Genomic DNA, 14,605 nt, shown 5'->3' on the forward strand with positions numbered 1-14,605 from the left:
GTTATTAAAATACGCAATAGGTCAATTATTATTTAACACAAACCAGCGACTTATCAGTGCCTAGTTTATCATTTATAGCATGCTGACTTGCTAACATTGCATCGTCATTAAACTCTAATTTCCATATTGTATTATTCGATGGTTCATCTCTCGATAAAAATACGCGTTCCTGTAATAGATTCAATTTATCATTCTCTTTTAAATCGTTCCAAAGACGTTGATATTCATCTTTCGTTGCAAGTAACCCATCCATATTTGTACAAAGATTTCGGATCTGTCTACCATTATAATCTTTATTAAGTAACTCTTTATCGTCGAGAATACCATAGTCATTGCCTTCTATATTATAGGTAACAACAGGCACTAACTCACTTGGAGAGAGTTTGATGGTCGATAAATATTTTGTATCGGTATTATGGGTACGAATATATGTCGTTGCAGTGGGTAATGTATCAAAATGCAACACTAAGGTATTATCAACAGGCTTGTTATTACGATCGAGTTTATAAACAACACTACCGCTATTAAGTGATTGTCCCAACATCGTAAGTGAAACTTGTTCATATTCCTTTTCATCAGGTAAATAATAAAATGCCAATGTCATTTCATTTTTTGCGTTAAGCTCAGTTGTCACAAATACAGACGGTACGTTTACTTCACCGATCGTTGTTCGGTCTATTTCTGAAAAATTTTCAGTAATAAAGACTTGGCTATACGGAACACCGAATCCATAAGTCATTGCTGAATCATGGGAAAAACCAAAAGCATGATTTGTTTCATGAAAGAACGTATTATAGGTTCTTTGATGATAGGGTCTATAATTCCATGAACCTTCTGTAATATAACCTTTATAAACAGCCGCTTTACCTGAGGTGTTCGCTGCTTTTTTATTATTAATCCAAGGTCTATCACCACCACCTCTGCCAGCTGAAAAATAATCGCCCGCCAATACCCGTATGTTAAACGTATGACCCTCAGCGCCTAATGCAAGCATATTACGTGATGCATATGACAAGGGTTGAGTACCATACTTTTTACACTCCTTAAAAAACGGGCAATAAGTATTTATTATTCTTGTTATAAATGGGGGAAATGCGACGGTATTCAATGCATTGTGCAACATCACTATGTGTGTATTATATATTGTTTTTTGTTTTGGATTAGGTGGTAGGTAACAATATCTTGGCACCCTATCACAAGACTTATCCTTGGGTGGAAAGATGACTTGAGGTAAAAATAGCTTCATCTGGTCATTATGACTAATATTGCTGAGTGCTAACCCTGGTAGTTCAAATACAACCGAGCTAAAGGGTTCAACAACGGTATCAAATCTTAATAACGCAACGTTATCATTCGTTATACCATCATTATAATTTACCGTGATCTGACTCACTTTTTGTGGTGTTGTATTCTTAAAGACATATTCATCATCAGCGATAGAAAATGTCATATTATCAAGTCTGTACTCTTTAACTTGACCAGGGTCGTCCACTGACTCACTCTGAACAACAGCGGATAATAATGTTAATCCCTTAGGTTTTACCGAAAAAACCGCAGATACTTCTTTTTTATCGCTAAAATTAAAGTGATGAGTTGTGCTTGTGACTATATCGACAGCAGGCGGTATATGACTAGTTGCAATTGTCGGTATGTAACTAGCTGCAACAGCGACAGTTGAAAATAAAATAGTTAAAGCTAAAACTGTAAAGCCTTTATTAAACATATAGTAAATCCTTCGTGTTCATTTATTAAATTTATAGGGGTTCAGATTTGACCCTAACTTGAGTATTAATTTGGTATTGCGCAGCACAATATGAGTAATGACGTTTTTCTTGCACAAATTCCACATCCGAACCCAAAGATATGAACATCGTTGAAGTTACGCTGTTTTTATCGACCATTAATTGCTTGAATATTGGGTTGTCAGAAAATCAGAAAGGGTCAGCCCCTTGTTTTGTTCTGTCGGCATAACTTGATTCGAAACTGTCTTTCACACCATAACTTTGTAAATAAGTGCTATCGAGGGCAAAACTGTTAAAACTAAATGCAGATATTAGTAGCGTAAATATAGTGTGCACCTGATCCTCCAAGCATTATATGTTGTGACAAAGTAACTGGTATTGACAATTAATAATGTTAACCTAATGTTATTTAATTTGAATGTTATCGCACTTATTGAATGTTTTTTTAGACTCATGTCACATAATGATGCAGTATAAAAACTCACATGTTACATTTTTGTTTTTTTGTGACCTGTTAGGTTGGTTGGGGGACTGGTGTGCGCTCAGATTTTATTCGTTTAATATGTTGATATTAAACAAATAACGGTGCATTACACTGAATTTGGTGCTAGGTATGGTTTAGGGTGATTAGTCTCAGTTCGGTTTAAGTCATTAACCCATTATGTTCAGAATTGGCTGGCTTTATAAACGAAGTGTAGCGTTGCATGTGGGTATTTTGATTCGAACCGACGCACCAACTTTGTAACTGATTGTGTAGTTTATGGATTGTTACCTAAGTGAATTGGTTTGACGACCCGTACATCTTCAATATAAGCGACCTCAATAAAAACTATGTTATGTTTACTCAGGCTAGTCTCCATTTTATATTTGTGATGAATATATTATGGCTCTGGTTTTAAAAACTAACCCACGAAGTTGGAGGCTAGCACCTTGTGGGAGTCATTATGTCTATGTGAATGGAGCCTAAAATGTCCTCAGTCCCACAAAATAAAGGTGAGTTAGTTGAAGCTATTCGTTCTATTTCATCTAAGTTATCAATTGATTATCAATCAATTCCATCTGACTTATCTCGGGAATTGGGGATTGAGGGTAACGTTAAAAACACAGATGTCAGTGTTTGCGATACTCTTTCGTATTTAATTGGGTGGGGCAAACTTGTTCTTAAATGGTATAGGCTAAAGTCAGAGGGAAAGCCTGTAAACTTTCCTGAAACCGGCTATAAATGGAATCAATTAGGTGAGTTAGCTCAAAGCTTTCAATCTTATTATAAATATTGGGATTTTGTTGATTTACAGCTTGAGTTTAAATCAACAACTGAAGAAATCTTAGTGCTAATTAATACACTTGATAATGATACTCTTTATGAAACGTTTTGGTATGAACAGTGGACGTTAGGGCGCATGATCCAATTTAATACGTCATCACCGATGAAAAATATGAGAACAAAAGTAAGACGTTTTAAAAAGGTTAATGGAATCAATTAAGCAGTTCACATAATAAGAATAGGTGTCGCGCAGCCGACACCTATTAGGGTGTTGAATTGAGTGGTACAGTGATTTGGATTTGTGATCTCAGTGCTAATGTGAAATGGCAGAAGTTAGACCTTCACTTTGTCCACATTCTTTCTAGCCCAATCCTAAAACTCTATGTGTAATACGTTGTGCTAAAGGTGAAACAATAAATGAAATAACACCTGCAGCAGGCCACGCTAACAAAAATGCAGTTCCCCACATGTTTAAAAATTCTGGTGTATTCCCTAGATTGATATAGGTGACCCACAATGTCATTAATGAAGAAAGGAAAAATGACATTATTACAGTAAACAAAATACGTTGTTTCATACTAAATACCTCGAAGATGTTAATGATTGATGACAAGTACTATATTTTGTAGCGATAATGATATCTAGACCTTAATTTGGGTTCATGAAACCCATATATGGAATTGAGTATGTTTGATGATATTTCGTTATTTATAGCGGTTGTGGAAGCTGGTAGCCTAAAATCAGCAAGTGAAAGTTTGAAAATCCCGTCATCTACCGTGAGTAGACGTATAAAAGCATTAGAAGTTGAGTTTGGTTGTAAGCTATTGAATAGAAGTAGTCACAATTTTGAAATGACCAGAGAAGGGCATAAACTTTTTGACAGCGCATACTTCCATGTAAACTCGGTTGATTCGATTATCAATGAAATTCAAAACGATATATCAGGAGATAAAGGCCACATAAAAGTACTTGCTCCAACCAATTTGGTTGCAAGTTGCTTACAAAGATATATGTCTTGTTATTTACATCAAAACCCTGCAATAGATTTGGAGTTGGAATTAAGTAATACCCTTACCGAATTCTATTCTTCCAATGCTGATTTTGCTATTCGAGTAGGTAAACAAAAAGATTCAGATCTTACCTCGATTAAGTTGGGTAAAATAGAAACTATGCTTGTTGCGAGTCCTTTGTATATAGAATCCCAAGGCATGCTAGAACAGCTTCAAGATCTTGAAGACGCAGACATCATTTTTAGCAACCCTTTGACTGCTTCATGGGCGCTATTTGAATGTGCTAACACGAACAATCGAATAGTCTTCAAACCTAGAAAAAGAAGAATAGTGGTTAACGATCTACAGATTGCAAAGCAGTTTTCAATGAGTGGGTTAGGCATCACGTTGCTACCATCAACTGAGATAAAAGATGAACTTAAAAGTCAGCAATTGGTTCGGGTTTTACCAAATTGGCAAGGTGCAAATAGAGATGTTTATGCCGTTTGGTATAGACGACAGCTATTGAGTTCCAGAGCCTCGAAGTTAATTGATTACTTGAAACAGAACGTTGATTTCTAATATGGGCTTATGGTCGGCGTTACTGGGTGTCGTTAGCCTGTAAAATATAAAAATAGTCCGATTACCATAGAATGCTAACGGTATTAACCGCTAGCATATAAGTGAGTTGTGATTAATAGCCAATCATCTTTAATAAGTTCTCTGCGGTTTCAATCGCCTCTCTACGATTAGCAATATTCAACTTTTGATACAGATTACGAATATGGGTTTTGATGGTTGTTGATGCGACATCTAACTCTATCGAGATCTGTTCATTGCTGTAGCGCGAGTAAATTAAGCCCAGTACTTGCCATTCTCGGTGGGTCAGGGGGCTGGTACGAATTAACTCTGGTATATCTTGGTTGTTCAACAGTTTATGCACAAAGTCTTTATCAAAATAAATCGCGCGGTTGTGACGTTTTATCGACATTTCAGCAAGTAGCTTTTCAGCACGATAACGTTCTAACTCCGCCATATCGCCTTGTTTTAATAAGCTGTTAAGCAATTCAGCAATCACTTTGGCGTCAATTAAAAAATCACAAATTGAGCTGGTGGTATTGGCCAATGTCAGTGCGGTTTTTAACTTGTCTAATGCTTGGGCTTGCTCACCTGATTGGCCGTAGAGTACGGCTTCCAGCGTGGCATTTTTTTGCTGTTCGAAGACCAGTTGATGGCTTGTCGCTGCTTGTTGTAAATGGGTTAAGATCTGCAGTGCCTGCGTATAGTTTTCTGTCAATATATAAGCCCGCGCCAGATTTCGCCCGTGACTCTGGGTAAAGTGATTACAGGCATTATCTGCCACCGGTTGGCTTTGTGCTAACCAGTGTTCAATCGCCGTATTGTTGCCTTTCGCTTGCCAGTATAACAATTGCGAAAAGTTAGCATTGGCTACCCAGTCGGCATGATAATCTGATTGCTCGATAAGCTCTCCACACAGATCTATATAACGACCGGCTTTATCCAGTTCGCCACGGGCAATATGTACCCGCGCTAAGATGGCATACGATTGTAAATATTTAGATTGGCAATATTCCGGCAGTACATTTAAGCCTTTATGGGCGAATTCCTCGGCAAGATCCAGGTGATTCCAACGCCAATAGATCTGGCTGCGGATCCGTTGTAAAAACTCATATAACGGCAGCTGTTGTAAGTGCTGTTTATCCGCCAGTTGGTCGGCACTGTCGAGTAATTCGAACGCCGATTGAATATGACCTTGGGCAATCAATATCTCACTTTGTTGTAGCAGGGCCCAAAGTGCTTGTGGGTAAACATGGTATTGACGCGCCATGCGTTCAGCTTGTTGCATCATGGCCAGTGCACGGTCTAAATGACCGAGTACATGGTTCACTTCACCAATAACCGACGTGGCGACAATTCGACTGCGATAATTACCGGGATCTAACTGTTCTAAGGCATTTTCAGCCAGTTGTAAGGCCAGTTCTGGATTGTTTTGGTTAATTGCTACTTGCGCACGCAGGGCATTAAACTCACCTTGCTCGGCTAAGGTTAACTCGATATTACGCTGTTTTAATTCGATTAATGCTTGCGCCAGTAAATCACCAACTTGATCATAACTGTGTTGGCTTTGGGCTAACCAAGCGCGTAATAACGGTAGGTGAGGGTTTTGGTATAAGGTATCAGGTTGCAACAGACTAATAGTGGTTTCTAAATTGGCTAGTTCACCCTGATTAAACATGCGCCAGCCATGTGCTAATAAGATATCGGCGGTTAACGTATTGTCTTTGGCTCGTTGGGCATGGAACAAGGCTTGTTGGGGATTATCATGTTTTAACCAAGCGCGCGCAGCATCTTTGTGTAATTGCTTACTCGACTGCGCAAGCTTGGTATGGCGTTGGTGTTTCAAAAAATCAGCAAACAGATTGTGGAATCGATACCAGTGTTGTTCACCTTCGAGTGAATGCAAGAATAACCCGTGTTTATCTAATGATTCTAATAAATTATTGGCTGCTTCATTATCAAAAAACTCGGTGATCAAGCTGGTATTGAAAATGGTAAACACCGAGCATTGCATTAAAAATACTTGTAATGGTTTATCTAACAAATCAAACACTTCTTCGGCCAAATAATCCCAAAGATGAGATTGCTTGATCTGTGAGATCCACTCTGTCGATTCTGCGACACTGTGCTTTTTCTGTTTTACTTGCAAGGCGATTAATTGTAATGCCGATGGCCAGCCTTCGATTTTTTGTTGTAATGTTTGGATCTCGGCATCGCTCATACTACAGCCAATGCGCTGTTCAAAAAATTGCGCTATTTCTTGGTCATCAAACGCTAACAATTCACTGTCGAGTTCAATAAGTAGATCACGAATACGTAAGTTAGCGGTATTGAGTGGCGGTAAAGTACGGCTGGTGACGACTAACGTGCAGTTCGCTGGCATGTATTTAAGAAAGAAACGTAACCCTTCATGGATCTCGTCATTATTAATACAGTGATAGTCATCTAACACCAGATAAAATTCACTTTGATAGTTAGCTAATTCGGCAAACAACTCACTAAATAAATTGGGTAACGAGCTATATTGGCGACGCTCGGCCAGTGCTTGCGAATTGATACAGGCTTGCTCGGTGACTTTGTTAATCGCTTGAATAAAATAGTTCACAAAGCGAAACGTATCGTTATCGGTTTCATCGATATTAAACCAACCTACCTGGCTGTGGTCTTTGAGCCATTGCGCTGCCATGGTGGTTTTGCCATAACCTGCGGGTGACCGAAATAACACTAATTTATTAAACGCCGCATCTTGGAGATGACCTAAAATCCGCGTGCGGGAAATTGAATTGTGTAAGCGAGTCGGGCGATTTAATTTTGATGTAATCCACATAAGCTGTTCTTATTTGTCAGAGTATAAAGGCGAGGTCGCGTCTTGCTGCTTTTTGCTTAGTTATTATTTAAACAATAACTAAGTGAAAACTAAATGATACCTAAATATGATTGGAAAAACGGTGATAAGCCCGTTGTTTGTTTCACTTTGTTACATTCAGGTAAGCGAATAATACGCTTCATATCACTTAAATACGCACATCCTCCCCCATAAACTGCGAACTCTATCACGCCAGCCTAGAAGTCGACACGTCTACGCCTACGCTACTCCTCCTTTAATTTGTCGGCGTAGGAGGATGTTGGCGTTTACGGATTAGGGCAAGATTTATCACATTGAATTTTTGGTTTAGTCTCAAAACCGAATACAGCATAAAGATTAGGATGTAAGATGAAATCGACAGTAAATAAACGCTTTAATAAAACTGCATTCCAGGCCGCAGTTAATAAATACTTAGTAACAAAATTAGTCACCTTACCAGCGCAAGCTGATGCTCACACGTGGCGCTTAGCGATGGAATATGCGCTAGCAGAAACCACAACCATGAATTTACTGGCGACAGAGCAAGATCCGAAAATAAAAAATGCCCGCAGCGTTAACTACTTATCATTAGAGTTTCTGATTGGTCGTCTTACTGGTAATAACCTCATTAGCATGGGTTTGTATGAAGAAGTGACAGTAGCCATGGCTGAGTTTGGTCAAAACCTCACTGATTTATTAGAAGAAGAGCGTGATCCGGCATTAGGTAATGGTGGTTTAGGTCGTCTGGCCGCTTGTTTTATGGATTCACTGGCAGCGGAAGAATATCCTGCGGTAGGTTATGGCTTACATTATGAATATGGCCTGTTTAAACAAAGTTTTAATGGCGGTCGTCAGCAAGAAGCTCCCGATGTATGGCGCGATGAAACGGGTTACCCGTGGGAAGTGATTCGTCCAGAGCTGGCGCAAAAAGTTGGTTTTTACGGCAAGGTAGAAGAGTACACAGATAATGACGGCCTAAATCAACGTCGTTGGTTGCCGGGTTTACAAGTAGAAGGCATGGCGTGGGATTTACCGATTGTTGGTTATAATAATAACTCTGTGTATCCGCTGCGTTTATGGGAATGTCGTGCGCTAGCGCCGTTTAGCCTAGAGCATTTTGACGAAGGTAATTATGTTGCTGCACAAGCCAGTCATATCCAGGCGGGTAACCTGACCAAAGTATTATACCCAAATGATAATCATGACAAAGGCAAAGAACTGCGTTTGATGCAGCAGTACTTCCACTGTGCTTGTTCTGTTGCGGATATTTTACGTCGTCATAAAGCCGCAGGTCATGCAATCACTGATTTAGCTAAGTTAGAGTCTATTCAACTTAATGATACCCACCCAACGATTGCCATTCCTGAGTTATTACGCATCTTACTTGATGAGCATCACTTAAGTTGGGATGACGCCTGGGCGATCAGCTCAAAAACATTTGCTTATACCAACCATACCTTACTACCTGAAGCATTAGAAACATGGGGTGAGCAGTTGATGAAGACGTTATTACCGCGCCACATGGAGATCATCTTTGATATTAATTTACGCCTAATGGGGCTGGTAGCAGACAAGTGGCCAAACGATATTGAGAAATTACGTAAGTTGTCAATTATCCAAGAAGGCGACGAGCGTCGTGTGCGTATGGCCAATTTATGTGTTGTCAGTACGTATGCGGTAAACGGTGTTGCGGCGATGCATTCTGACCTTGTGAAGCGTGATCTATTCCCAGAGTTTAATGAGTTGTTCCCGGGGCGATTACATAACGTCACCAATGGTGTCACGCCACGTCGCTGGCTGAAGTTCTGTAACCCACTACTGTCCGATTTAATTAGCAGTAAAATTGGTAGTGGTTGGATCAAAGATCTAGACCAACTAAAACAGTTAGAAGCATTTGCAGATGATCGTCAATTTCAAACAGATTTTATGCGCGTTAAAAAAGCCAATAAACAACGTCTAGCAGATTGGGTTGCTGAGCATATGGATATAACCCTTAATCCTGATGCTATTTTTGATGTGCAGATTAAACGTCTGCATGAATATAAACGTCAACACCTTAATTTATTACATATCTTGTCGCTGTATCACCGTTTAATTAATGACGCTGATTTCAACATGCAGCCAAGAGTGTTTATTTTTGCTTCAAAAGCCGCTCCAGGATATGAGCTAGCTAAAGAAATTATCTTTGCAATTAACAAGGTAGCAGAAAAGATTAACAATGATCCGCGGATCGGTGATACCTTGAAAGTGGTATTTATGCCTGACTATCGAGTCAGTCTCGCTGAGATAATTATCCCGGCTGCGGATGTGTCTGAACAGATCTCAACGGCGGGTAAAGAAGCGTCGGGAACCGGTAATATGAAGATGGCACTGAATGGTGCATTGACTGTTGGCACGATGGATGGTGCCAATGTTGAGATCCGTGAAGAAGTCGGTGACGATAACATCTTTATCTTTGGTCTTAATGTGGATGAAGTGCAAGCACTGCAGGCGCAAGGTTATAACCCTTACGATTATTATAACTCAGACAGATTACTGCGTGCGTCGCTGGAGCTGCTGGCGGGTGATGAGTTTACGCCCGGTCAACCAGGGTTACTGAATACGACACGTCATAGTTTGTTAGAAGGCGGTGATCCGTACTTGGTACTGGCTGACTTTGCGGATTATGTGCGAGCGCAAGCACGTATTGATAAGCAATATGGTGACCAACAGGGCTGGGCAAAAATGGCAATTTTAAATACCGCACGTAATGGTAAGTTCAGCTCTGATCGTAGTATTCGTGATTATGCTAACAACATTTGGCAACTAAACGCGGTTAGCCGTTAAGTATTCATGGAGGATAAATGGAACAAATTAATGTGCTGAAACAAGTTGCTAAACAAGCGGGTATCGCTGATAGCTATACCAATGCTTGGGGTAACAATGAAGTGGTTTCCGATGATACGTTAACGCGCCTATTAGCTGCGCTGGGTTATGACACTGAATCTGAACAAACGCTGCTGGCGTCGGCGGATAAAAAACATAAAACGCCAATTCTAGCCGCGGTGAAAGTGGTTAAAAAAGGTGACCCCATTCATATTGAACTGAATTTGGGGCTAAGTGCCAGAGTCAGTGATTTTAGCTGGCAGCTAGAAACGGAACAAGGTGAGGTTGTTGAGGGTTATCTGCAATCGCAAATTGTCACCGATACGCGTGGTGACGGCGGGGTGCTTACTTTTTCTTTACCCAATGATCTGGCTTTGGGTTATCACAAATTGCAGGTATTACGCCGTCGTCGTAAATCGCCTTACGAAATGACACTTATCGTTGCACCCAAAGCGTGTTACAAACAGCCGTCGATTGAACAAGGCAACAAGTCTTGGGGTCCAAGTGTGCAGTTGTATACTCTGAAAACCGAGCATAACTGGGGTATCGGTGATTTTGGCGACCTGAAACAGCTGGTGGCCGATATTGCCACACGTGGTGGTGATTTTGTTGGCTTAAATCCAATTCATTCTTTATTTCCAGCTAATCCTGAAGGTGCGAGCCCATACAGCCCGTCATCGCGTCGCTGGTTAAATCTGTTATACATAGATGTGTCTGCGGTACCTGAATTTGCCTTGTGCTCAGCTGCGCAAGAGCGTGTGGGCAGTCATGAGTTCCAGCAATCTTTACATGCTGTTCGTGCTACTGAGTGGGTCGATTACAGTGAAGTATCTCGTTTAAAAATGAGCGTGTTACCGTTGTTATTTAGCGAGTTTCAACAACGTCATTTAGCGACAAACAGCCCGCGAGCACAAAATTTCGCTGCATTTGTGGCGAAAGGTGGCAATAGCTTATTGCATCAAGCAAGCTTCGATGCGCTGCATCAACAGCTACATGATAAAGATGAAAGTGTGTGGGGTTGGCAAGTATTCCCTGTTGAATTGCGTGATATCAACAGCGATGCAGTACAAACCTTTATTAAACAAAACCAGCCTGCCATTCAGCGCTATATGTACTTGCAGTGGATTGCAGATGAGCAGATTGCCGATGTGCAAAAGTTTGCTTTAGCACAAGGCATGAATATGGGGATTTATCGTGATCTTGCGGTTGGCGTTGCCGATAGTGGTGCTGAAGTATGGGCTGATGACGGCACCTTATGTCAAGATGTTAGCATTGGCGCGCCACCTGATGTATTAGGGCCTTTAGGACAGAATTGGGGCTTACCGCCGCTTAATCCCGCGCAATTAAAAGCCACGGGTTATGATGCCTTTATTCAACTATTACGTGCCAACATGCAGCATTGTGGTGCTTTGCGTATCGATCATGTATTAGGACTGTTACGTCTGTGGTGGATACCAAAAGGTGGAAATGCCACATCTGGCGCTTATATGTATTATCCGGTGCAGGATATGTTAGCTATTTTGGCGTTAGAAAGTCAGCGTCATCAGTGCGCGGTGATTGGAGAGGATCTTGGCACCGTGCCTGATGAGATCGTGAGCTTGTTAAGTGACGCAGGTATTCATTCTTACAAAGTATTCTTTTTTGAAACGGCAGAAGATGGTGGCTACTTCTCTCCGGCACATTATCAACCGCAATCAATGGCCACACTGTGTACCCATGATATGCCGACATTGCGTGGTTTCTGGCATTGTGAAGATCTTAAATTAGGTCAAACGATTGGATTGTATCCAGATCAAGCACAGCTGAATGGTTTGTTTGATGATCGCTGCAAGTCGAAACAAGCAATCCTCAATAGTGTATCGTGGCACGGTAAACTGGCGGAATCGGTGGGTCGTAATGCCGACTATGTGCCGATGGACCAAGCACTGAGTAACAGTTTACAATTACATTTAGCGGCAGGCTCAAGTAGCTTGTTGAGTTTACAGCTCGAAGACTGGCTAGCCATGGATAAGCCTGTTAACGTACCAGGAACAGTAGATGAATACCCGAATTGGCGGCGTAAACTATCAGTAACATTGGATGACATGTTCAGCTGCCCGAACGTTAACTATTTAACTGCAGAGTTGACTGCGGCCCGCGCGAAAGCCAGCCGTGAGTATTGAATAAAGGAATTTCAATGAAGTTGGTTGCTAATGTGGCTGTGATCCACAACCTTGAAGCGTATCCAGGCTTGATGCCAAGTATGGAAACATTACACACGCCAAAATTAATGCATACCGAGATGGGGGCGCAATGCGTCAGTTTCACTCATGCAGGCAAACAAATCGTCGGTGTCCGTTTTTTAATTTTTGCCCCGCATGCCAGTAAAGTCTGCGTGATTGGTGACTTTAATGACTGGAATACTAACGACCATGCTTTGCGCCAATTTGACGCTGGCTTGTGGGGGGTATTTATTGCTGACTTAAACGTCGGTGAGCGGTATAAGTTTGCCATTGTGGATAGTAATGGTAAGAGCCTGCCACATAAAGCCGATCCATGGGGGGCACATGCCGAGCAGTACCCTTCATTTGCCTCTTTGGTGTATCAGCAAGACAGCTATCAATGGCAAGATGATAGCTGGCAACAACGTGTTGTTACCGAAAAGCACAAACAAGCATTATCATTTTATGAACTGCATGTCGGGTCTTGGCTGCGTGATGAAAATGATGCATTTTTAAATTATCGCCAATTAGCAGCAAAGCTGATCCCGTATCTACAAAAAATGCATTATACCCATGTTGAATTGATGCCAATTTCAGAACATCCGTTCTATGGTTCTTGGGGTTATCAACCGATTGGACTGTTTGCACCGACCAGTCGCTTTGGTCACCCTGATGACTTTAAGTTTTTTGTTGATCAGTGTCACCAAGCGGGTATTGGTGTCATCATCGATTGGGTACCTGCGCATTTTCCTGCGGATGATCACGGTTTAGCCAATTTCGATGGCACGCCGTTGTTTAATGATCCCAACCCAAAACGTGGTTGGCATCAAGACTGGCACAGTTATATTTATGATTGTGGTAAAGATCATGTACAGCGATTTTTAGTGTCGAATAGCTTGTATTGGTTCGAGCAGTTTCATGTCGATGGTATCCGCGTTGATGCTGTTGCATCTATGTTATATCTGGATTATTCGCGTAATGATGGCGAGTGGATCCCGAACTGCGATGGCGGCAATCATAACTACGATACCATCAAGGTATTAAAGTGGATGAATGAAGAGATTTATAACCACTTCCCTAATGCCATGACGATTGCAGAAGAGTCGACAGCCTACCCGGGGGTATCGAAACCGACTTTCTTAGGCGGCTTAGGCTTTGGTTTTAAATGGAACATGGGCTGGATGCACGATAGCTTAAACTACATGCAGGAAGAGCCGATTAACCGTAAATACCATCACGATACCATCACGTTCCCGTTAGTTTATGCATTTAGTGAAAACTATGTATTAGCCTTATCCCATGATGAAGTGGTTTATGGCAAAGGCTCATTATTGGGTAAAATGCCCGGTGATACATGGCAGAAATTTGCTAATTTACGGGCTTACATGGGGTATATGTATGGTCAGCCGGGTAAGAAGCTCAACTTTATGGGGGCTGAGATAGCGCAATCACGCGAATGGGATCATGATGCCCAATTGGATTGGGCGTTATTACAGGATCCTAAACATGCTGGTGTGCAACAGCTCATCGCTGATTTAAACCAGTTGTATCAAAGTGAAACAGCCTTGTACCAACTTGATTGTGATCCCGCGGGTTTTGAGTGGCGCTTACAAGATAACAACACCGAAAGTGTGTTAGCCCATGAACGTATTAGTGAGAGTGGCGAACGTATTTTAGTGGTCAGTAATTTTACGCCGATACCAAGGGATAACTTCCGCCTTGGTATTCCGAATGCAGGTCGTTATGAACTGTTATTAAATACCGATGCTGAGTATTATGCGGGTAGTCATTATCCGGTAGTGAGTAGTGCTGATAGTGAGAAAGTACAGAGTCAGGGACTAGCTGATTCACTGCGCTTAACGCTGCCGCCGCTGTCGACGGTGTTTTATCGCTGGCACAACATAACCAAATAAGTGCTCGTTTTAACTATAATAAATTAATCAAACCAGTCTTGTACTGGTTTTTTATGGATACCGTAAACATAATTATTGTTTATGGTATTTTTAGTTGAGCGTAAAAATACGACATAGTGCACGGGAATACCCATGAAGGGTTGATTACTTATGTTGTGGGTGTAAGTTGATGACATTAACGGAAAAAAAATTAATTACACAACATGG

At 41.2% G+C, this 14,605-nt stretch carries 9 protein-coding genes; 5 read left to right on the top strand and 4 right to left on the bottom strand.

Going from position 1 to position 14,605, the window contains the following annotated elements; genetic code table 11:
- Positions 1–28: 28 nt before the first annotated feature.
- Positions 29–1,723 (bottom strand): hypothetical protein, encoded by a 1,695-nt coding sequence (locus HRT96_RS03075; protein ID WP_293152028.1) that lies wholly within the window; start codon positions 1,721–1,723, stop codon positions 29–31.
- A gap of 208 nt (positions 1,724–1,931) precedes the next feature.
- On the bottom strand, positions 1,932–2,078 hold the full coding sequence (locus HRT96_RS03080) for a hypothetical protein (RefSeq protein ID WP_293152030.1): 147 nt from the start codon (positions 2,076–2,078) through the stop codon (positions 1,932–1,934).
- A gap of 632 nt (positions 2,079–2,710) precedes the next feature.
- Between HRT96_RS03080 and HRT96_RS03085 the strand changes: the two genes are divergently transcribed.
- The gene (locus HRT96_RS03085) at positions 2,711–3,226 is read left to right on the top strand and encodes a ClbS/DfsB family four-helix bundle protein (RefSeq protein ID WP_293152033.1); all 516 of its coding nucleotides are present in this window, start codon (positions 2,711–2,713) and stop codon (positions 3,224–3,226) included.
- Positions 3,227–3,367: 141 nt separating this feature from the next.
- Here the strand turns inward: HRT96_RS03085 and HRT96_RS03090 are convergent, their stop codons facing one another.
- Entirely contained in the window at positions 3,368–3,583 is a 216-nt protein-coding gene (locus HRT96_RS03090; RefSeq protein ID WP_067040537.1) for a DUF2798 domain-containing protein, read from the bottom strand.
- Positions 3,584–3,692: 109 nt separating this feature from the next.
- Here HRT96_RS03090 and HRT96_RS03095 point away from each other — a divergent pair, with 109 nt between their 5' ends.
- The gene (locus tag HRT96_RS03095) at positions 3,693–4,577 is read left to right on the top strand and encodes a LysR family transcriptional regulator (protein WP_293152036.1); all 885 of its coding nucleotides are present in this window, start codon (positions 3,693–3,695) and stop codon (positions 4,575–4,577) included.
- Positions 4,578–4,689: 112 nt separating this feature from the next.
- Here the strand turns inward: HRT96_RS03095 and malT are convergent, their stop codons facing one another.
- Entirely contained in the window at positions 4,690–7,401 is a 2,712-nt protein-coding gene (gene malT, locus HRT96_RS03100) for an HTH-type transcriptional regulator MalT (protein WP_293152039.1), read from the bottom strand.
- Positions 7,402–7,788: 387 nt separating this feature from the next.
- Between malT and HRT96_RS03105 the strand changes: the two genes are divergently transcribed.
- The 3 genes from HRT96_RS03105 to glgB are packed head-to-tail and all read left to right on the top strand — an operon-like array spanning position 7,789 to position 14,398.
- Complete coding sequence (locus HRT96_RS03105; RefSeq protein WP_293152042.1) at positions 7,789–10,245, top strand: glycogen/starch/alpha-glucan phosphorylase; 2,457 nt, start codon at positions 7,789–7,791, stop codon at positions 10,243–10,245.
- A 17-nt stretch (positions 10,246–10,262) separates the two neighbouring features.
- Positions 10,263–12,446, top strand: a complete 2,184-nt coding sequence (gene malQ / locus HRT96_RS03110) for a 4-alpha-glucanotransferase (protein WP_293152045.1) — start codon at positions 10,263–10,265, stop codon at positions 12,444–12,446.
- 14 nt (positions 12,447–12,460) lie between these two features.
- The gene (gene glgB / locus HRT96_RS03115) at positions 12,461–14,398 is read left to right on the top strand and encodes a 1,4-alpha-glucan branching protein GlgB (protein WP_293152048.1); all 1,938 of its coding nucleotides are present in this window, start codon (positions 12,461–12,463) and stop codon (positions 14,396–14,398) included.
- Positions 14,399–14,605 lie beyond the last annotated feature (207 nt).

The organism is Moritella sp. (assembly GCF_013215705.1).
Classification (GTDB): Bacteria; Pseudomonadota; Gammaproteobacteria; order Enterobacterales; family Moritellaceae; genus Moritella.